This is a genomic window from Kribbella ginsengisoli (assembly GCF_039537185.1).
Classification (GTDB): Bacteria; Actinomycetota; Actinomycetes; order Propionibacteriales; family Kribbellaceae; genus Kribbella; species Kribbella koreensis.
This window is the reverse complement of record NZ_BAABAA010000001.1, coordinates 1,469,517-1,489,021: the sequence shown is the minus strand read 5'-3', so window position 1 is coordinate 1,489,021 and position 19,505 is coordinate 1,469,517. Positions and strand designations below refer to the sequence as shown.

The window sequence follows — 19,505 nt, the reverse complement described above, 5'->3', positions numbered from 1 at the left end:
ACCTCAGGCGAGCTCGGAGAAGAAGGCGGTGAGGTCGGCGGCGAGCAGGTCTGGTTCCTCGAGGGCGGCGAAATGTCCTCCGCGGACCATGGTGGTGTAGCGGGTGAGGTGGTAGGTCCGCTCGATCCATTCGCGGGGTGGCCGGCCTCCGAGGTCGTGGGGGAAGACGGCGATCGCGGTCGGCACCTCGACACGTTCGACGCTCGGCCTGATTCCGTGAGCTCGCTCGTAATAGGGGCGGAACGAGGTCGAGATCGTATTGGTGAACCAGTACAGCGACGCTTGGGTCAGGAGGAAGTCGTCCCCGAACCGGCCTGCCGGGTCGCCGCCACAGTCGCTCCAGGCCCGATACTTCTCGAGAATCCAGGCGAGCAGGCCCGACGGAGAATCGGACAGACCCTGGGCGAGGGTCAGCGGGCGGGTCTCCTGCTGGTGGGCGTAGCTGCCTTCGGCGTCGAACCAGGCCTTCTCTGCTGCCAGGTAAGCGCGTTCGTCGTCGGTCAACCCCGCCGGGTCGTAGCTTTGCGGTCCGGCGGCGTCCAGGAGATGTACGCCGGCCACCGCCTCCGGATGGGCCTGCGCGAGCAAGCTGGACTCTCCTGCACCTAGGTCGGAGCCGTGTACGCCGTACCGCTCGAAACCGAGAACGTCGTGCATGAGCCGGTGCCAGATGTCGTGGGTCAGCGGGGCCTGGTCGAGGGTCGGTCGCTGCGGAGACAGTCCAAACCCGGGCAGGCTCGGGACGACAACCGTGAACGAGTTCTCCGCGTTACCGCCGTACCGCGAGGGCGTGGACAACCGGTCTGCCAGGCCGGTCAGTTCGAGGAACGAACTGGGCCAGCCGTTGGCCAGCAGGAGCGGTAGTGCCCCGTCGCGCTCGGCGTCGAAACGCAGGTAGTGAACAGATGTGTCCCCGACGTCGGCGAACCCGGACGGCAGGGCGTTGACCGCCGCTTCGTGCTCACGCCAGTCGTACGCCGTGGACCAGTAGCCGACCAGTCGACGCAACTCGTCGCTGTCGGTACCGGTTGTCCAGGCGTCGACCGGCCATGGCTTCGCCCACCGCGTCCCGCGCAAGCGTGCGCGGAGGTCGTCGAGGTCGGCGTCGGGCACCGTGAGTACTTGCTGGGAGCCGGGCATCTCTGCATCCTTTCCATCGACACCGTTGAACGCTAACAGTGGTGTTTATGGTCTGCAACACCAGTATTTGTGTATGGTGGTGTCGTGGATGGATTGGACTTGATCGCCGAGTTCCTCAACACGGTCGACCAGCGATCGTTCAGCCGGCACGGTCAGAACCATGCCGGCGGTGAGCGGCTGACTTCGCCGGGCGGCTTGGTGGACTGGCTGGGGGAGTGCGACCTGCACCCGGCCGGGGATGAGTTGGGTCCGGAGGATCTGACGGCTGCCGTCGCTCTTCGTACGGCGCTGCGTCAGTCGCTGTCGGGTGAGTTCGATGTCGCCACGGCGTTCGCGGATTATCCGCTTCAGCTCGTCCATGACGATGCGGGCGGGTTGCGAATCGCGGCCCGGTCGGGAAGGCCTTGGCTCGACACCCTCGTCGAGACGGTGGTTGTGGCCGTGGGCCGCGGAGACTGGAACCGGGTCAAGCTCTGCGCGGCGCCGGACTGCCGGTGGGCCTTCCATGACACATCGCGCAGCGGTCGAGGGCGCTGGTGCGACATGAATATCTGCGGCAACCGCCACAAGACCCGCGTCTACCGCGAGCGCCACCAGCAAGCCGGCTGATTTGAGGGAGAACCCGTGGTTCACGACCACCTGGAGTCCACGTACCTGGCGTACCTCGACGCGTTGAACGGCCGGCGGTTCGACGAGCTGGACCGTTATGTCTGCGACGAACTCGTCTACAACGACAAGCTGCTGACCCGCCAGGAGTACGCCGACATGATCGCGGAGGATGTTCGCGCGGTCCCGGACCTGCGCTTCGAGGCCCAGTTGCTGTCCATTGGCGACGACCTGGTGGCCTGCCGGCTCTGGTTCGACTGCACCCCGACGAGCACCTTCCTCGGCCTTCAACCGACTGGCAGGGCGGTCTCCTTCGCCGAGCACGTCTTCTACCGGTTCGAAGGCGGACGGATCGCCCACGTCTGGTCCCTCATCGACCGCGATGCGATCGCGGCCCAATCCAGCTTCTGATCGTCACCGGGTTTACCCGGATCCAGTCTGGCTAGCTTTTTACAAGTGAGACTTGTATGTTCGTGGCATGACCTTCATCGACGAGTACAAACCCAGGCATCTCACGCTCACTCCGGAGTCACCGACCTTCTGGCGGGTCACGTTCGACAACCCGCCGGTCAATGTGATCGACGCGGAGATGATGGGCGATCTCAAGGTGCTGCTCACCGAGCTGGAGCAGAACGAGACCGTCAACGTCGTGCTGTTCGACAGCGCCGACCCCGACTTCTATCTCGCCCACTACGACCTGGCGGGGGATCCGTCGATCGCCGAGGCGCTGCCGAGTGCGACGGGTTATCCGGCGTGGGTGGACATCACCGTGCGGATCAGCAAGCTGCCGCAGGTGACGATCAGTGCCATCCGTGGGATCGCGCGCGGCGCCGGGAGCGAGTTCGTCCTGGCCACCGACATCCGTTTCGCCAGCGTGGAGAAGGCGATTCTGGGTCAGATGGAGGTCGGCTTCACGGCCGTGGCCGGCGGCGGTGCGGGCGGACGGCTGCCGGCTCTCGTGGGCCGCGGCCGTGCGTTCGAGATCCTCCTCGGTGGCGACGACTTCGACGGCGCGCTCGCGGAGAGGTACGGCTATGTGAACCGCGCAGTCCCCGACGCCGAGTTCGAGGCCTTCGTCGATGCCTACGCCACCCGCGTGTCGAACTGGGATCACCGTGCACTCGGCGAGATCAAGGGCTTCATCAACAAGTACACCCGTCTTCCCGACGAGGAGTTCCTCTTGCATTCGGACGCTTTCTGGGGTGCGGCGGCACGTCCGGAGTTCCAGTCGGTCGCGGCTCAGTTGTTCGACAACGGCCTGCAGCAGAAGAGCCCGTTGGAGTATCACCTCGGCGAGGAGATCGCCAAGATCAAGCCCGCAGCCGGCAAGTAGCCGCCGTCGTGCCCGAACGACTTCAGGAGACATCCATGATTGTTACCGGTACCTCAGACTGGCACGGGCCTTTCAAACAAGGCAAAGGAAGTCTCTCGACAACCACCGGCACCTTGCGCGACGCCGCGTATACCTACGCGAGCCGCTTCGACGGCGCCGCTGGGGCGATCCCCGAAGAACTGCTCGCCACCGGCCATGCCGGCTGCTTCAACCACGCGCTCGCCAACATCTCCGATCACCACGACCTGACGGTCGACTACGTGCATACCTCGGTCGCCCTCACCATGGCCACCGATGACCACGGGCCGTCCATCGCGGGGATCCACCTGACAGTCGAGGCCAAGGTCCCGGGCGCGTCGCAGGAGAAGTTCGCCGAGATCGCCGAAGGAGCCCGCGCATGGTGCGCCTTCTCCAAAGCCCTCTCGGTACCGATCACGATGAACGCAACCCTGGCTGCGTGAGTGGCTGTATGACGACCGGTCCCGCCGGCGCGCTGTTCTACTGAGCGAGCCGATGCTTGGTGTCCGAGAGAATCCGCTCGGACAACCAGGGATCGGTCTCGCGTACCGACCGGGCAAGGACGACAGCGCCGATCATGGCTGACAAGGTTGCCAGGTCCAGCTGATCCGTGCTGTCGCCCGCGCTCTGTACCGCGGTGGGTCGGATCACATGGACAGCCTCGGCCATGCCCCGAACGCCGGCCGCCAACTGCTCCTGCACTCGTTCGCCATGCCGGCCGGCGTCACCCGCAAGGGCAGCCACCGTGCAGCCGTTGCCGGGCTGGTCGCGATGCTTCGCGGACAGGTAGTCGTCGAGCAGCGCCGCGAAGGCACTAGAGCTGCCCGTCTCGCCCTGCCGGGCCGCGGAGAGCGCTTTGTCGAAGGCGGCGACGCTGTCCGCCGCGCCACGGGCGCACACCTCGGCCTGGAGAGCTTCCTTCGAGGTGAACTGCTTGTAGAAGCCGCCGTGTGTGAGACCCGCAGCACCCATCAGGTCCGCGATCGACACCGCGTCGAAACCCCGCTCACGAAACAGCCGCCCGGCAACGGCCAGTACCCGCTCCCGATTCTCTGCCGCCTGCTCGCGCGAGACTCGCACAGCCCGTCCTCCTTCTTGGGCTGACATCACTCAGCCTGATGGATGACGACGATCATATATAAGACTTCGCCGCCGTTCTTCCCGAGTACCGGCCCGAACGCGCTGGCGACCAGGCGCCCGTCACCAGCACCACGGCGTTCTTGATCTTCGTCATCTGTCCTACTCATCTCTGGTAGTGAATCGTGTTCGCAAATGGGGGACGGGCTGCGTCAGCTGACGGCGCCCAACCGGTCGAAGTGATCGAGCTGACCGCCGAGAACGGCGTTCGTGGTCTGCCGGGCGCCGTCGTGCGGAATGCCGAGTGGGGGAGTGGACACCTTCTCGAGGCGGTCGTACTGCTCGCTGGTCAGGGTGATCTCCAGTGCGGCGAGATAGTCGTCGAGTTGGTCGGTGGTGCGCGGTCCGATGACTGGCACGACCGCGGTCGAGGATCGGCGAGCGCGCTGATTGAGCCACGCCATCGCTACCCGGGAAGGCTTCTCGCCCCGCTCGGTCGCGACAGCCAGAACCTCATCGACGACGGCGGTCTTCTGGTCGGTGTCCTCGCGCTGGATGATGGAGTTCATCGTGGTGAGGCGACCCTCTTTGCTGTGCCGGTACTTGCCGGTGAGTAGTCCGCCGCCGAGTGGTGAATAGAGGGTGCTTCCCAGCCCGAGACCTTCGGTCATCGGCAGGAGTTCGCGCTCGGCGTCCCGGGCGGCGAGGCTGTACTCGAACTGGGCCCCGATCAATGACGCGGAGCCGCGCAGGTCAGCGAGCGTGGCACCGCGGGCGATCCGCCAGGCGGGGAAGTTGGACAGGCCGCCGTGCAGGATCTTTCCCTGCTGCACAAGGTGATCGAGCGTGCTGACGATCTCCTCGATCGGGGTCACGAAGTCCGGCGAGTGGACCCAGTACAGATCGAGGTAGTCGGTGTCGAGTCGCCGCAGAGACGCTTCGAGCGCGCGGACCATCGTCTTGCGGCTGTTGCCGGTTTCCAGCAACCCGCCGTTGGGGACGGAGGCGTGAGAGTACTTGCTCGCGACAACGAAGTGGTCCCGGCGGCCGGCCAGGAACCGGCCGAGCAGGGTCTCCGATTCGCCGAACTGGTAGGTGTCGGCGGTGTCGAGAAAGGTCCCGCCGGCCTCCGCGAACACCTCGAACATCTGCCGGGAGGACTCCTCGTCGGCCCCGGTGGGCCAGCGGGTGCCGAAGTTGGACGTGCCGAGCGCGTACTGCGAGACGCGCAGGCCGGTCCGTCGGCCGAAGGTGGTGTACCGCATCTGCAGCTCCCCTGAAGAGTAGTGAGTCCGACGCCGTCGATTCTGACTAGTGTTAGACAAGTCAGCATACGTTAGATTACAGTCGCCATCTAATTAAGAGCTGCGCATCAGTGGCTGCAGGCGACCAGCGACTCCGACCACGCCCAGACGAAGGACCCCTCGATGGACTCCGCTCAGTACGACGCCGTGAGCACCGGCCTGATCCTGATCGACGTGCTGAACGACTTCCTGGCCGACGACGGCAAGCTCAACACTCAGATCGGTGAGATGCGCGACAAGCTCGATCTGAGGTCACAGTTGGCCCGGCTGCTCGAAGGCGCCCGGGGCGCCGGGGTGAAGACTTTCTACGCCCCGCACGGCCTGGACGAGCACAGCTTCGACGACCTCAAGTACGTCCACCCGACCTTCCAGGGTGGCCTGGCCCACCAGTTGTTCTGGAAGGGCAGCTACGGAGCCGACTTCTACGAGCCGCTCAGGCCGGCCGCCGGTGACGTCGTCGTGAGCAGGCACCGGATGTACGACTCGTTCAGAGGCACCGATCTCGATGATCTGCTCAGGGAGAACAGGATCGAGAAGGTGGTGTTCGCGGGGCTGACGTCGCAGACCTGCGTCGAGGGAACCGGCCGGCATGCTCTCGAGGCCGGGTACCACGTGACCTTCCTGACCGACGCGGTCGCCGAGTTCACCGAGGAGGCGCACCGTGCCGCGATCGACATCTCCTACCCACGGTTCGGTCACGTCGTGTCGACCATCGACGAGTTTCTGGCCGGCATCCGTCAGCCCGGGCTGACCTGATGACGGTCGCAGGTGACGGACGGGCCGCTGTGGCGGCCGGCTCTGCTGCACCGGGCCGGCTGGCCTTGTCCTCGCGCGGGGGCCGATGGCTGATCGCCGTCACCGCGCTCGGTTCGGGCATCGTCTTCCTGGACGGCTCGGTCGTGAACGTGGCGTTGCCGTCGATCGCGCGGAACCTCGGTGGTGGGTTCGCCACTCTGCAGTGGGTGATGGACGGCTACCTGCTGACGCTGAGCGCCCTGTTGCTGCTGGGCGGAGCCCTCGGGGACCGGCGCGGCCGGAAGCAGCTGTTCCTGATCGGCCTCGTCATCTTCACCGCTGCGTCCATCGCCTGTGGACTCGCGCCGACACCCGCCGTCCTGGTCGCGGCAAGGCTCGCGCAGGGCATTGGGGGAGCGCTGCTGGTGCCCAGTAGCCTCGCGCTGATCGACGGCGTGATCCGCGCCGACGACAGGGGCCGCGCGATCGGAGCGTGGGCCGGGCTGTCCGGAGTTTCGAGTGCCCTCGGTCCACTGCTGGGAGGCTGGCTGGTCGACACGATCTCCTGGCGAGCGGTGTTCCTGATCAACGTGCCACTGGCCGCAATCGCATTGGCCGCCACAGTCCGGCACGTACCGGAGAGCCGCATGGCCGCGCCAGGCAGGCTGGATGCCGCCGGGGCAGTCGCCGCCACTCTCGGCCTGGGAGGAGTGACCATCGCCCTGATCGAGGTGCCCATGAACGGATGGACACCCGTCACGATTGCGGCAGGTGTCTGCGGTGCCGCGCTCCTTGTCGCCTTTGTGGTCATCGAATCGCGTCATCCGGCGCCGCTGCTGCCGCTGACGATGTTCCGGTCGCGCCAGTTCGCCGGGGCGAACCTTCTGACCTTCATGATCTACGGAGCCTTGAGTCTCGGTTTGTTCCTGCTCAGCTTGTTCCTGCAGATGTCCATGAGGTACTCCGCAACCCAGGCGGGCCTGGCCACCTTGCCGATCACGCTGGAGATCCTGCTGCTGTCGACCTGGGTCGGTGCAGTGACCCAACGCACCGGCCCCAGGCTTGCGATGGTGGCGGGCCCGCTGTTGGCCGCGGCCGGATTCGTGCTGCTGTCAGGTATCGGGCTGGACACCCGGTATCTGAGCGGTGTCCTGCCTGGTGTGTTGGTGTTCGGGCTGGGCCTGGCGATCACGATCGCGCCGCTGACCTCCGCGGTGCTGGCATCCGTCGGTGACGATCGGGCCGGCGCAGCATCGGGCGCGAACAATGCGATCGCGCGTGTTGCTGGTCTGATTTCCGTCGCGGTGCTGCCGGGTGCGGCCGGCGTCGAGGTTCGTAGTGCCGCGGATGCCGGGTCCCTGAGCGCAGGATTCGGTACCAGCATGCTGATCAGCGCGGCGATGTGTGCAGTGGGGGGACTCATCGCGTTCCTGACGGTTCGTTCCGGGGTAAGCGTGCGCCGCAACGCTCTGCCCGGCGTACAGCACGCCTGCCAGCCGGTCGTGTTGCGGCACGACTGACCAAGTTGGCGTTCAGGAGTCGTGACTCACAGCACTGTCGTGACTGCGTCCGGCGTCGAGGCGCTGGCTAGCGCTGTGCTACCTGGCCTACGCTGTCGGGATGAGTCTTGCCCTGACCACGCCGGCAGAAGCCGCGTTCTGCTCGATCGAGCGGACTGTTGGGATCGTCGGCGAGCGGTGGACGTTCCTGATCCTGCGTGAGGCGCTGATCAACGGTGTGACGAAGTTCGCCGATTTCGAGGACGCCTTGGGGATCGCCCCGAACATTCTCACCGCCCGGCTGGCGACCTTGGTGACGTCGGGTGTGCTCGAGAAACACGAGTATCGCGAACAGGGCTCACGTCCTCGGATGAGTTATCACCCGACCGAGGCGGGCCGGCAGTTGCGGGTGGTACTGGCGGCGCTCCAGCAGTGGGGAGACGACTTCGTTCCTCCGGCCTGTGGCCCCACCATGGTGCGGGAGACGAAGGGAACCCATCGACCGGTCCGGGTCGGTTTCGTCGAGAACCCGGCCAAGCTGCGTGGCGTCGACGACGTCGACTTCGTGCGCACCGCCGCCTATCCGGTCCGCAGCGCCGACTAGCGGCCCACGGTGATCGGCTCGGTCCGGGTGCGGCGCAGGTAGAGGATCTCGTCGCAGATGGCGATGAGGAGCATCGTCGCCATGGCGCCGGTGGCCAGTTCCAGCAGCGTGGCTGAGACGGCGTGCAATGCGGAGAGTCCGAACAGGGCGGTCAGGCTGGCGATACCCAGCAGATGTGCGGGAATCTGGCCGACTCGCACGCCGATCGATGACTTGAACGCAACCAGTCCACCCAGATAGAGGGCGGGGCCGAGAAGTACCAGAACGCTGTCCGGTGTCGTCGCAAGCTCCATCGGGCGGTGCAGGGCGAGTTCGGAACCATGGATGGTGGCGACCAGGCCGACGATCAGCGCTCCGTGCAGATAGGTGTACGAGAGCCGGGCGACGGGTCCGGTCGAGATCCGGCCGGCGAGGAAGTCGCGGCCTCTCGCCTGCCCGTGCGCGAAGTAGAGGAACCACAGCAGGGCGGCGCCGATGAAGCTCACCGCGGCGGCCAGTACGACCGGCCGGGTCAGTTGATCGGTGTCGAGCGCGTTGCCGATGACGAGGATCGACTCACCGAGCACGATGATCACGAAGAGCGCGGATCTCTCGGAGAAGTGCCCGCCCCGGATCCGCCACGCGCCCCAGGAGGACCTGCCCAGACCTGGGAGCCAGAACAACGCCGCGGGCCCGGCGTACTCGGTGGCAATCGCCAGGCCCCAGCAGGCGACCCGCCAGGTCTCGCGATGTTGAGCGGCGCCGGCCGTCCACAACGCTCCGGAGCCGATCGACCAGGCGAGGATGCGCCACTGCCCGGCGGCGACAGTAGGTGCTGCGGTACGCGTGGCTGCGATCACCCCGACTGTGCGCAAGGTTCCGTAGGCAAGATAGGCCGCGACGAACAGGTGCGCGCGATGGCCGAACGCGGACGGGATGGATTCGCTGATCACCAGGCCGATCGCGGTCAGGGCCAGCAGGAGCCGCAGGACCGACCGGGTCTCGGGGTTGAGCCAGTTGGTAGCCCACGCGGTGTAGACCCAGACCCACCAGACCGCCAGGCAGATGATCAGACCCTGGGCCAGGGTCAGGAATGTCGGCTCCACGGTGAGCACGGCCGAGATCTGGGTGATCGCGAAGACGAAGACGAGATCGAAGAAGAGCTCCAGGTAGGTGACGCGTTCCGGATCGGGGGAGTTGTCCCGCAGTACGCCGGAGACGCCGGCCGGGGAGGTACTGGAAGTCATCGATCAGACCCACGGCTCGCGAATCGTTTGAGCATCAGGTTGCCCAGGGCGGCCGACACCGCGGTCAAGGCGCAGAAGACGGTGATGACAGGCCGGGGCCCGACCGAATCGATGAAGGCGCCTGCTGCCACCACTGGTAAGCCGAAGCTCAGATAGCTGACCACATACATCGCGGTGAACAGCTCGGCGCGATCCTCGGGACCAGTGGTGGGGGTCAGGAGCCGGATGTAGCCGCCGAATCCCGTACCGACACCGATTCCGGCCACGACCGAGGCAACCAGATAGATCACCAGGTTCGTGGCCACCACACCGACGCCGATCCCTGCGGCTGCTGCCGCCAGCGTGGTCGTGGCGATCAGTCCACTGGAGCGGGCGTCGAGATGCCGCGTGACGATCGCTGTCGCGGTGGACACACCCATCACCAGGGCGATGATGCCGCCGTTGGCAAGGCCGTTGTGCAGGTCGAAGACATCGCGGTTGATCACCGCGACCAGCCCAAGGCAGAGCCCGCTGGTGGTCCAGACCGCGACGTTGAGGAACGAGCTCGCGACGAAGGCTGTCCTGGCAGCCGACGGGATCCGGAGGCGTGGCACCAGGCTCTTCCAAGCGCCGCCGCGGCGCTGTACCGATTCGGGCGCGGCTACGACGACCGCCAGGCCGATCACGAAAAGGACGTCGAGCGCGGTGAAGACGATCGGTATGGGGGTGTGCGCCGCGTGCACGATCAGGCCGGTGGAGATCGCGCCTACCGACAGTCCGGCCAGCGGGGCGATACCGGCGATCACGGCACCGAGTTGCCGGTTCCTGTTTGGCGCCAGATCGGTCAGCGCGGCCGAGACGGTTGCGGTCGCGACTCCGGTGGCGAACCCTTGCAGGGTCCGGGCTGCGAGAACCGTGCCGATGTTCGGCGCGACCAGGAACAGCGTCATCGCTGTCAGCTGGGCGAGGGCGGCACCGGCCAGGACGGGTCTGCGGCCGAGATAGTCGGACAACGAGCCGACAGTCACCAGGGCCAGTAGCAACGCGAACGCGTAGACCGAGAACGCCAGCCCGAGTAGCCAGGACGCGAAACCCCACTCTGCCTGGTACAGAACGTAGAGCGGCGAAGGTGCGGCGGCCGCGATCGAGAGCGACAGCGAGACCCAGGCCATTCCCGCGAAGCCGATCCTGCGTCTCCGCTCACCTGAGCGTCGTGGCTCGATGCTGCCCGCGAGTTGCGGCGGTGAGGTTGTCGTCATGACGGGCTCCTGGTCCTCAGCTGGATGGAAGGCATACAGAAGGGGCCCGAAGCAACGAATTGCCGAGCGGTATCCGACTGGACTATCGCAAGTATGCTGGCTAGTGTTTTACAAGTCAACACGAACCGGACCTCCGCCGGAGCCGACCATCGAGGGAACGAAGATGCCGTCAGAAGATCAGGCCCACCCGCATACCTCCGCGGTCTTCAGCCCGGAACAGCTGGATCGACTCCGCATGTACGGCACCCCGCACGATGCTGAGGCCGGTGAGGTGCTCTACAGCCCCGGCGACCCTTCGTACGACCTGGTCCTGGTCGACAGCGGCGCCGCCGAGGTCGTTCGTGAGCTCCGGGCCGGCGAAGCCGCGGAGGTGATCGCGCGCGAGGGGCCGGGAGGGGTTCTGGGCGAGATCAGCCTGCTCAGCGGACAGGCGGTCTATCTGACCGGACGGATGGCTGAGGCGGGTCAGGTACACCGGATCACACCGACGGAGCTTCGCCGGTTGATGGCCGAGGATGCCGAACTTTCGGACATCTTGCTGACCACCTTCATGGCGCGCCGCAACGAGCTCAAGGCCAGCGCGGCGCGGTCGCTGGAAATCGTCGGCGAGGAGCGGACCGCGTCGTCACTGGCGCTGCGTACCTACGCGGCACGCCTGCAACTGCCACACCAGTGGCTCGATTCGGGCACGGCCGAAGGTCTCAAGTTGCTGAGAGCAACTGGGCTGACACCTGGCGATCTCCCGGTAGCGATCACCGCGGCAGGAGTGATCCGCCACGCGACACCAGGGCTGCTGGCCGAGCTCTTGGGCCTCAACTACCGGTTTGCCGAGGCAGACAAGAGTGTCGACCTGGTCGTTGTGGGGGCGGGACCGGCCGGGCTCGCGGCTGCGGTGTACGGCGCGTCCGAAGGGCTTGAGACGGTGCTGCTGGACAGCATCGGCCCCGGTGGACAGGCTGCGGCCAGTTCCCGGATCGAGAACTACCTCGGCTTCCCGAACGGGTTGAGCGGAGCAGACCTGCTCGGCCGGGCGCATACCCAGGCGTTGAAGTTCGGTGCGAGCGTCTACAGCCCGTGCGAGGTGGCACGGCTTGAGTCGAGCGGCGGTGAGCACAAGATTCACCTGGTGGACGGGACGGTCATCGCGACACGAGCCGTGGTTGCCGCGACCGGAGCGAGGTACCGCAAGCTGCCGCTCGAACGATGGCCGGAATTCGAGGGCGCGGGCATCTACTACGCCGCGACCGAGGTCGAGACCCGGAGGCTTTCCGGGTTGCCCGTAACGGTCGTCGGCGGGGCGAACTCGGCCGGCCAAGCGGCCATCTTTCTTGCCTCCAAGAAGTGTCAGGTCGACCTCGTGATCAGAGGCGCCGACATCAGGACGGGGATGTCGAGCTACCTGGTCGAACGGATCCTCGCGGACCCGGCCATCACCGTTCGGACCTCGACCCGGGTCACGGCGCTGTACGGCGACAACTACCTGACGGGCCTCACACTCACCGATGCCGCCGGCAACGAGCTCACGGGCGAGAGTTCCGCGCTGTTCTGCTTCATCGGTGCCCAACCCGCCTCGGAATGGCTCGGCGAGGTCGTCCGTGACGACCACGGCTTCATCCTCACCGACGCGCTGATTCCGCAGGATCAACTGGGACCCGAGTGGAACGGCCGCCGGCCGCTGCCGTTCGAGACCAGCACTCCCGGCCTCTTCGCAGTGGGCGATCTGCGCCACGGCTCGATGAAAAGGGTCGCGGCGGCCGTCGGCGAAGGCGCCAGCGCGGTGGCATCGACCCATGCCGCGCTGGCAAGAGCTTGAGCAGCGCCGGCCAGGCCACCATCGTCCCCAAGAATTGGAGCTCTCCAGATGTCTGACGCGTCGACGCCTCGATCGCACGTGGTCACGATCGACGGGCTGAGGTTCGGCTATCACGTAGCCGGCCGTGGTCCTGCCTGTGTCGTCCACCCTGGTGGCCCCGGGATCCATTGGCCGTACTTGCGAATGCCTGACCTCGAGCGGGAGATGACCATGGTCTATCTCGCGCCCGTCGGTACGGGGGAGTCGGATCTGCTCCCCGACGGTAACTACAGCGTCGAGAGGTACGCCTACTTCGCAGACCAAGTCATCCAGCAGCTCGGCGACGCGAAGGTCTACTTCCTCGGCCACTCGCACGGCGGGTTCGTCGCGCTGCAACTCGCTCTGGATCAGCCCGAGCAGCTGGCTGAGTGGCAGCGGACGGTCGTTCTGACGGTGGATCCCAAACGCAGGCCGAACCTGTGGGACGTACGGGATCGGCTTGCCGAGGTGGACGTCCCAACCCTGGTCGTCGGCGAGCCCGAAAGGTTCGTCAAGACCGTCACAGATTTCGTCGCCTTGCGCCAGGCCACGACGACCGCCAACAACCACGGAGGCGCAGCATGAGTCGGCAATCCGAAGCCATCGACACATCGGTCCCGCCAAGCGGGACAGGTTGCGTCGAGTGTGACGCAACAGGTGGATGGTGGTTTCACCTACGGCGTTGCGCTGCCTGCGGCCACATCGGCTGCTGTGACAACTCGCCGTCCCAGCACGCGACCGCTCACGCCGAGGCGACCGGCCACCCGGTCATCCAGAGCTTCGAGCCCGGCGAGGACTGGTTCTGGGACTACCGCACAGACAACTTCCTCGACGGGCCCGTTCTGGCAGCACCGACCCAACACCCGCAGGACCAGTCAGTTCCCGGTCCACAGGGACGGGTGCCGGCCGACTGGCCGTCGAAGCTGCACCCGTAACGCAGTCCTCAGTAACGACCGAATCTATTGCAGTCAAGGAGTGTCATGTCAGGTAGTCAAGGCAGGCCAGTGTTGTTCGTCCATGGGTTGTGGATCCATTCGGATGCGTGGGAGCCGTGGGTGCAGCTGTTTCGGCAAGCGGGCTACGACCCGCTCGTGGCTGGATGGCCAGGCGATCTCGCCACGGCGGCTCAGACCCGCGCCGATGCCAGTGGGTTGGGTGGAGTGGGGATCCAGGCTGTCACCGAGGCGTACGAGAAGATCGCGCGCAATCTTCCGGAACGGCCGATCGTCGTCGGCCACTCCTTCGGTGGACTGGTCGCGCAGAAGCTCCTTGCGCAGAAGGTCGCTTCGGCGGCGGTCGCGCTCAGCCCCGCACCGATGAAGGGCGTCACGAAGTTGCCGCTGGCCCAGGTCAGGTCTGCGCTCCCGGTGCTGAAAAGCAAGGCCAACCGGTCCAGGGCCGTGGCGCTCACCCGCCGACAGTTCCGGTATGCCTTCGGGAACGCGGTGACGAAGGCGGAGGCGGGCGAACTCTTCGAGCGATGGGCCATCCCCGGTCCGGGCCGCCCGTTGTTCGAGGCAACCGAAGCCAAGAAGGACCCGAACTCGCCGACGGCCGTCGATACCGCGACAGCCGATCGGGGACCGCTGCTGATCGTCGGCGCCGGGAAGGATCACACCGTTCCGGAGGTCGTCGCGCGGCAGGCATTCGGGCTGTATGAGCGCAACGCCAGGACCGATTACGAGGTCTTCGCGGACCGTGGCCATTCCTATGTCTTCGATTCCGGTTGGCAGGAGATCGCCGAACACACCCTGCGATGGCTTCAGGAGACGTCCGGCAGCCACCAAGGCTGAGTTGTTCGACATCAGTCGGGCCGCGGAGCCCGTAGTACGGATCAACCAATGCTCGGCTACAGCTACAACTAGGAGAGGTCATGCCCAAGATGAGGAACGCTGTCCGAGGACTGATCGCCGTGTTGGCGGTCGGCGCACTCGGGCTGACGCTGACAGGTGGTGCCGGTCGCTCGGCTGCGGCCGTTGATGATTCGTCGGTAGTCAAGCCGACGATCGTGCTGGTCCACGGCGCGTGGGCGGACGGCTCCAGCTGGTCGGCCGTCACCGAGCGGCTTCAAGGCCGCGGATATCGCGTGATGGTGGAGCCCAACCCACTACGAGGACTGGCCACCGACTCCGCCTATCTGGCCGGCTACCTGTCGAGTATCAGCGGCCCGTTGGTGCTGGTCGGTCACTCCTACGGCGGAGCCGTGATCACCAATGCGGCAACGGGAAACCCCAACGTCAAGGCACTGGTCTACATCGATGCCTTCATGCCCGATGCCGCGGAATCGGTCGTGCAACTGGCTGCGGCAAAGCCGGGCTCAGGCGTAGCCGTTGCCGATCCGAGTACGGTGTTCGACTTCGTGCCCATTCCGGGCGGCGGGGGCAACGTGGACCTCTATGTCAAGCAGGAGCTCTTCCGCCAGATCTTCGCCGCCGACGTCCGGCCGGGCACGGCGGCCGTGCTTGCCGCCAGTCAGCGGCCGTTGGCCGCCAGTGCCCTCGACGAGCCCTCCGGTACCCCCGCCTGGGTGTCGATCCCGTCCTGGGCTCTCATCGGGACCGCCGACAAAGTGATCCCACCGGCGGAGCTGGAAGTGATGGCAGCCCGGGCCAAGTCACACGTGGTCAGGATCGAGTCGTCTCACTTGGCGATGGTTTCCCATCCGTCGGACGTGACCGCGATCATCACCACGGCCGCGAAGACCGTGCGCTGACATGACTGCGACCAGGGCGCCGGGACCCCGGCACCCTGGCCTGCCTATCGGTTCGGGTAGTCGTTGAAATGCACCGTGTCGACCTCGTCGAGCGGAACCTCACGCCCGTCCTCGTCGACGAACCCGACGTGCAGGGGCTTCGACGTACCGCGTGTCTGCCTCAAAGCCGTCGGGCCGTCCGGCCAAGGCAGATTCGCGTCGCCCCACTGCTGGAGGCCGCCGATGATGACGTGGAGCTGTTTGCCGGCCTCGGTGAGCTCGTATTCGTACCGGGTGCGGCGGCCTGGCTCCTGATAGGCCTCACGTCTCATCACTTCGTACTCGACCAGGGTGTTCAGCCGGTCGGTGAGCACATCGGGCGCGATCCCGAGAGACTCCTGGAAGCTCCCGAACCGAGTCATTCCTTCCAGCGCGTCACGCAGGATCAGCAGCGTCCAGCGTTCCCCCAGCACCGAAAGACTCCGAGCGACCGAACAACTCTGATGCTGAAATTTCGCAACGGGCATTGCGCCGCCTTCCTCCTGTCCAGTGAGCCGCGAGCCTGCACGACGATCTGGCTTGCCCAGCAGCCGCCCCAGTCTAACCCCTGACTTGCCACAAGCAAGCTAGGCGTGGAAGACATGATGGCCGGGTGGAGTTGATCGAGCGGATTGAACGGGTCGAGGCGGAGTTGCTCTGGGGTCTTGGGGATGAGTCCGGTCCCGGGTCGTCTGTGCTGGGGTTGATGCGGCGTCGGTTCGGCTCGGTTGTCGCGTTGGCGGCGCCGCGGGACACTTTGTCGTTCTGGTCGCAGGCGACGGGGTTCGGACTGGGACGAGATCGCGGCGTCGTACGGAGTCGCGCCCGGTCCGACCGATGTCCAGGTCGTACGCCGCGCTGAGCCGGTCGAGCAGGCAGCCACCGACTTCCGCATCGAGCAGATCGGTCCGCAGCACGCCGACAGTTGGGTACGGCTGCAAGTGGACGTCTACCAGATGGACGACGAAGGTTTCCGTGCCATGCTCGCGGCCTACGATCCTGTCGGACCAGCCGGTTCGTTGCCTTCAGCAACCTGTACGGTTCGGCAACCCGGCCGCGACCGCCCGGACGCACATCCACTGCACGGCGGACTGCCCGCGGGGTACACGCGTCTGGCTTTGGAGGTCTCCACCAGCACCGTTTGTAGGTCAGTGCTGACACCACCCGGACCAGGAGGGCACCCTAGTGTTGGTGGGAGTTGACACCACCCTGGCGTGCGCGCAAGCGGAGCTCGTAGAGCAGGCCACGTGGCGGGAGCACCCCAATAGGGACGTCCCCGAGCACGTCCGCGATCAGGCCGAACTGTGGGCGGGACAGGCACGCACTGAACTGGAGTGGGCGAAGAGCCTGAGCAAGTGACTGTCTGAGGGCGCCTACGCCATGGCCGATGATCCGGGTCCGTGGCGAACGGTCCCCGATCACCTCAAGATGCGCGTCTAATCAAGCTTGACTAGACGTTTCTTCCTCGTGTACTTTGGCCAAGTAGTCAAACTGGACTAGCCTCAGCCGGTCCGTTCGCAACACGGGAGAAGGAATCGAACCCATGGGAAAGCTCGCGATCGAGACGAGAGGGTTGAGCGGAGGTGGGCGCATGTCGGCGACGAAGCTCCTGGTACTCGGTGTCGTGCACCTCTCCGGCGGCGCGCATGGCTACCAGGTGCGGTCCGAACTGCAGAGTTGGGGTGCGGAGAGTTGGGCCAAGATCAAGCCCGGCTCGATTTATCACGCGCTGAAGAAGGCGGCGGTTGATGGCCTTCTCACCGAACACGCCGAGCCGGGCAACTCCGGGCCGGAGCGCGTTCTGTACCGCGCGACAGCTCGGGGACGTGACGAGATGGTCGAACTGGTCCGCGACGGTCTGCGGCGCACCCACGACCCGGACATGCTCAACGCGTCCATCGCCATGTTGCCCATGCTGACCAGGACAGATGCCATCGCGCAGGTTAACGAGCGGGTCGCGCGACTGGAAGCGGAGCTCGTAGTGCAGGCCGAGTGGCGGGAGCACCCCAATCGGGATGCCCCCGAGCACGTCCGCGATCAGGCCGAACTGTGGGCGGGACAGGCACGCACCGAACTGGAGTGGGCGAAGCGCCTGAGCAAACGACTGTCTGAGGGCGCCTACACCATGGCCGATGATCCGGGTTCGTGGCGAACGGTCCCGGGTCACCTCAAGATGCGCGCCTAGTCAACTTGACCAGACGTTTCGTCCTTGTCTGCTCTGGCCAGGTAGTCAAACTTGACTAGCTCACCAATCCGTTCGCAACTCAGAGAGAAGGAATCGAACCCATGGGAAAGCTCGCGATCGAGACGAGAGGGTTGAAGAAGAGCTTCGGCACGACCCACGCGGTCGCCGGTGTGGACCTGGCCGTGAGCGCCGGGGGCGTGTACGGCGTGCTCGGTCCGAACGGGGCGGGCAAGACCACCACGATCCGCATGCTGGCCACGCTCCTGCGCCCCGACGCCGGAGAGGCGCAAGTGCTCGGCTACGACGTCGTGCGTGACGCCCAGGCGGTGCGGAGCAGGGTGGGCCTCACCGGGCAGTTCGCGTCGGTCGACGAGGACCTCACCGGGGTGGAGAACCTGTTGCTGCTCGCCAGATTGCTCGGCTACTCACGCCGGCGAGGCAGGGAGCGGGCGACCGACCTGCTCGACGCGTTCGGTCTTGCCGGGGCGGCCGACCGACAGGTGAAGAAGTACTCCGGCGGGATGCGCCGGCGCATCGACATCGCGGCGAGCCTGGTCGTCACCCCCGAACTGATCTTCCTCGACGAGCCCACGACCGGGCTCGACCCGCGCAGCAGGAACCAGGTCTGGGAGATCGTCAGGGGCATGGTCGCCGAGGGCGCCACCGTGGTGCTGACCACGCAGTACCTCGACGAGGCCGACCAGTTGGCCGACCGGATAGCGGTGATCGACCGCGGGAAGGTGATCGCCGAGGGCTCGAGCGGCGAGCTCAAGGCATCGGTCGGCGCCGGCTCGCTGCACGTACGGCTACGTGCGCCCGAGCAGCGGGCCGAGGCAGAGCGGGTCCTCGCCGGCGTCCTCGAGGTGGCGGCTGAGCCGTCCGCTGACCCGGCCGCGCTGTCCGCGCGGATCTCCGACCCCGAGCGGGTCGCCCGCGCCCTGGCCGAGCTGTCCCGCAGCGGCATCGACGTCACCGAGTTCGCGCTCGGTCAGCCGAGCCTGGACGAGGTGTTCCTCACCCTGACCGGACACGCCGCCGAGGAGACACCCGAGGAGGATGCCGCATGACCGCCACGTCCGCGGAGCAGGGGTCGGCGCCGGTCACTGAGGACGCGCTGCGCAGCGTGCTGTCGGCCGGTGAGCGGCCGTCTCGCCCCGGCCCGGTGCGCACCTCGTTGACATTCGGCTGGCGCGCTCTGCTGAAGATCAAACACGTCCCGGAGCAGCTCGTCGACGTGACCATGTTCCCGATCATGTTCACGCTGATGTTCACCTACCTGTTCGGTGGCGCGCTCGCCGGGTCGACTCAGGAGTACCTGCAGTTCCTGCTGCCCGGGATCCTGGTGCAGGCGAACGTCATGATCACCATGAACACCGGCATAACGCTGAACACCGACATCCAGAAGGGGGTGTTCGACAGGTTCAGGTCACTTCCGGTGTGGCGACCGTCGCCGCTGGTCGGCGCCCTGCTCGGCGATGTGATGCGCTACTCGATCGGGTCGGCGATCGTGATCACGCTCGGACTGGTCCTAGGGTTCCGGCCGGAGGGTGGCGCCGTCGGCGTGGTGCTCTCGGTGGTGCTGCTGCTGGTGTTCTCGTTCTGCCTGTCGTGGCTGTGGACGATGCTCAGCCTGATCCTGCGCACACCGAACTCGGTGGCGGGGGTCAGCATGATGGTGATGTTCCCGCTGACGTTCGTGAGCAACATCTTCGTGGACCCGAAGACGATGCCCGGGTGGATGCAGGCGGTCGTCGAGGTCAACCCGATCACCCACCTGGCGACCGTGGTACGCGGCCTGATGGACGGCTCGGTGCCCGCCGGGGAAATCGGCTGGGTGCTCGTCTCGTCCGTACTTCTCGTCGCGGTCTTCGGTCCCATCACCATGGTCCTCTACCGCAACAAGAAGTAGATGCCGCTACCGCGAGCACTTGGTCGAAATCAACTCCGACAGCCCGGCCCACTCGGCCAGAGCCATCAC

The 19,505-nt window shown here is 66.2% G+C and carries 22 protein-coding genes; 15 read left to right on the top strand and 7 right to left on the bottom strand.

The annotated features are described in order from the left end of the window. Positions 1-3 precede the first annotated feature (3 nt). Positions 4-1,140: an epoxide hydrolase family protein gene (locus tag ABD768_RS06700; RefSeq protein ID WP_344838417.1), complete on the bottom strand. Its 1,137-nt coding sequence runs from the start codon at positions 1,138-1,140 to the stop codon at positions 4-6. Positions 1,141-1,239: 99 nt separating this feature from the next. On the opposite strand from ABD768_RS06700, the gene ABD768_RS06695 reads away from it, so the two are divergent. From ABD768_RS06695 to ABD768_RS06680, 4 genes are all read left to right on the top strand, one after another. Further along, a complete protein-coding gene (locus ABD768_RS06695; protein WP_344838414.1) occupies positions 1,240-1,749 on the top strand; it encodes a CGNR zinc finger domain-containing protein in 510 nt (169 codons plus the stop codon). Positions 1,750-1,764: 15 nt separating this feature from the next. Further along, positions 1,765-2,157, top strand: a complete 393-nt coding sequence (locus ABD768_RS06690) for an ester cyclase (RefSeq protein ID WP_344838411.1) — start codon at positions 1,765-1,767, stop codon at positions 2,155-2,157. A gap of 67 nt (positions 2,158-2,224) precedes the next feature. Continuing rightward, positions 2,225-3,079 carry an enoyl-CoA hydratase/isomerase family protein gene (locus ABD768_RS06685; RefSeq protein ID WP_344838409.1) on the top strand — a complete coding sequence of 285 codons (855 nt, stop codon included), beginning with the start codon at positions 2,225-2,227 and terminating at the stop codon, positions 3,077-3,079. A gap of 35 nt (positions 3,080-3,114) precedes the next feature. Then, the gene (locus tag ABD768_RS06680; RefSeq protein WP_344838407.1) at positions 3,115-3,540 is read left to right on the top strand and encodes an OsmC family peroxiredoxin; all 426 of its coding nucleotides are present in this window, start codon (positions 3,115-3,117) and stop codon (positions 3,538-3,540) included. 37 nt (positions 3,541-3,577) lie between these two features. Here ABD768_RS06680 and ABD768_RS06675 read toward each other — a convergent pair whose 3' ends face one another. From ABD768_RS06675 to ABD768_RS06665, 3 genes are read right to left on the bottom strand one after another with little or no spacing between them, the layout of a single operon-like run. Next, positions 3,578-4,177: a TetR/AcrR family transcriptional regulator gene (locus ABD768_RS06675; protein ID WP_344838405.1), complete on the bottom strand. Its 600-nt coding sequence runs from the start codon at positions 4,175-4,177 to the stop codon at positions 3,578-3,580. Positions 4,178-4,203: 26 nt separating this feature from the next. After that, a complete protein-coding gene (locus ABD768_RS06670; protein WP_344838402.1) occupies positions 4,204-4,344 on the bottom strand; it encodes a hypothetical protein in 141 nt (46 codons plus the stop codon). 42 nt (positions 4,345-4,386) lie between these two features. After that, positions 4,387-5,439 (bottom strand): aldo/keto reductase, encoded by a 1,053-nt coding sequence (locus tag ABD768_RS06665; protein ID WP_344838399.1) that lies wholly within the window; start codon positions 5,437-5,439, stop codon positions 4,387-4,389. Between the two features lie 162 nt (positions 5,440-5,601). Between ABD768_RS06665 and ABD768_RS06660 the strand changes: the two genes are divergently transcribed. The 3 genes from ABD768_RS06660 to ABD768_RS06650 all read left to right on the top strand — a co-directional run bounded on the left by ABD768_RS06660 (position 5,602) and on the right by ABD768_RS06650 (position 8,316). Beyond that, positions 5,602-6,234 carry a cysteine hydrolase family protein gene (locus tag ABD768_RS06660; protein ID WP_344838397.1) on the top strand — a complete coding sequence of 211 codons (633 nt, stop codon included), beginning with the start codon at positions 5,602-5,604 and terminating at the stop codon, positions 6,232-6,234. After that, positions 6,234-7,733, top strand: a complete 1,500-nt coding sequence (locus ABD768_RS06655; RefSeq protein WP_344838395.1) for an MFS transporter — start codon at positions 6,234-6,236, stop codon at positions 7,731-7,733. The genes ABD768_RS06660 and ABD768_RS06655 overlap by 1 nt, the downstream gene beginning before the upstream one ends. A gap of 100 nt (positions 7,734-7,833) precedes the next feature. Further along, positions 7,834-8,316, top strand: coding sequence for a winged helix-turn-helix transcriptional regulator (locus ABD768_RS06650; RefSeq protein ID WP_344838392.1), 483 nt, complete (start codon positions 7,834-7,836; stop codon positions 8,314-8,316). Here ABD768_RS06650 and ABD768_RS06645 read toward each other — a convergent pair. Then, positions 8,313-9,542 carry a low temperature requirement protein A gene (locus ABD768_RS06645; protein ID WP_344838389.1) on the bottom strand — a complete coding sequence of 410 codons (1,230 nt, stop codon included), beginning with the start codon at positions 9,540-9,542 and terminating at the stop codon, positions 8,313-8,315. The two genes, ABD768_RS06650 and ABD768_RS06645, sit on opposite strands and share 4 nt — an antisense overlap. After that, the gene (locus ABD768_RS06640) at positions 9,539-10,780 is read right to left on the bottom strand and encodes an MFS transporter (protein WP_344838387.1); all 1,242 of its coding nucleotides are present in this window, start codon (positions 10,778-10,780) and stop codon (positions 9,539-9,541) included. Before ABD768_RS06640 ends, ABD768_RS06645 begins: the two co-directional genes overlap by 4 nt. Here ABD768_RS06640 and ABD768_RS06635 point away from each other — a divergent pair. From ABD768_RS06635 to ABD768_RS06615, 5 genes are all read left to right on the top strand, one after another. Continuing rightward, positions 10,779-12,593, top strand: a complete 1,815-nt coding sequence (locus tag ABD768_RS06635) for an FAD-dependent oxidoreductase (RefSeq protein WP_343968629.1) — start codon at positions 10,779-10,781, stop codon at positions 12,591-12,593. The genes ABD768_RS06640 and ABD768_RS06635 overlap by 2 nt on opposite strands. 48 nt (positions 12,594-12,641) lie before the next feature. After that, positions 12,642-13,196: an alpha/beta fold hydrolase gene (locus ABD768_RS06630; protein WP_344838385.1), complete on the top strand. Its 555-nt coding sequence runs from the start codon at positions 12,642-12,644 to the stop codon at positions 13,194-13,196. Further along, positions 13,193-13,546, top strand: coding sequence for a UBP-type zinc finger domain-containing protein (locus ABD768_RS06625; protein ID WP_343968625.1), 354 nt, complete (start codon positions 13,193-13,195; stop codon positions 13,544-13,546). The genes ABD768_RS06630 and ABD768_RS06625 overlap by 4 nt, the downstream gene beginning before the upstream one ends. Positions 13,547-13,591: 45 nt before the next feature. Continuing rightward, the gene (locus ABD768_RS06620) at positions 13,592-14,404 is read left to right on the top strand and encodes an alpha/beta hydrolase (protein ID WP_344838382.1); all 813 of its coding nucleotides are present in this window, start codon (positions 13,592-13,594) and stop codon (positions 14,402-14,404) included. A gap of 80 nt (positions 14,405-14,484) precedes the next feature. Next, positions 14,485-15,324, top strand: a complete 840-nt coding sequence (locus tag ABD768_RS06615) for an alpha/beta fold hydrolase (RefSeq protein ID WP_343968621.1) — start codon at positions 14,485-14,487, stop codon at positions 15,322-15,324. 44 nt (positions 15,325-15,368) lie between these two features. Here the strand turns inward: ABD768_RS06615 and ABD768_RS06610 are convergent, their stop codons facing one another. After that, a complete protein-coding gene (locus ABD768_RS06610) occupies positions 15,369-15,776 on the bottom strand; it encodes a winged helix-turn-helix transcriptional regulator (RefSeq protein ID WP_344838380.1) in 408 nt (135 codons plus the stop codon). 1,157 nt (positions 15,777-16,933) lie between these two features. On the opposite strand from ABD768_RS06610, the gene ABD768_RS06605 reads away from it, so the two are divergent. From ABD768_RS06605 to ABD768_RS06595, 3 genes are all read left to right on the top strand, one after another. Beyond that, on the top strand, positions 16,934-17,527 hold the full coding sequence (locus tag ABD768_RS06605; protein WP_344838378.1) for a PadR family transcriptional regulator: 594 nt from the start codon (positions 16,934-16,936) through the stop codon (positions 17,525-17,527). 101 nt (positions 17,528-17,628) lie between these two features. Beyond that, positions 17,629-18,594: an ATP-binding cassette domain-containing protein gene (locus ABD768_RS06600; protein ID WP_344838375.1), complete on the top strand. Its 966-nt coding sequence runs from the start codon at positions 17,629-17,631 to the stop codon at positions 18,592-18,594. Next, entirely contained in the window at positions 18,591-19,436 is an 846-nt protein-coding gene (locus ABD768_RS06595) for an ABC transporter permease (RefSeq protein ID WP_344838372.1), read from the top strand. The genes ABD768_RS06600 and ABD768_RS06595 overlap by 4 nt, the downstream gene beginning before the upstream one ends. The last annotated feature ends 69 nt before the right edge of the window (positions 19,437-19,505 follow it).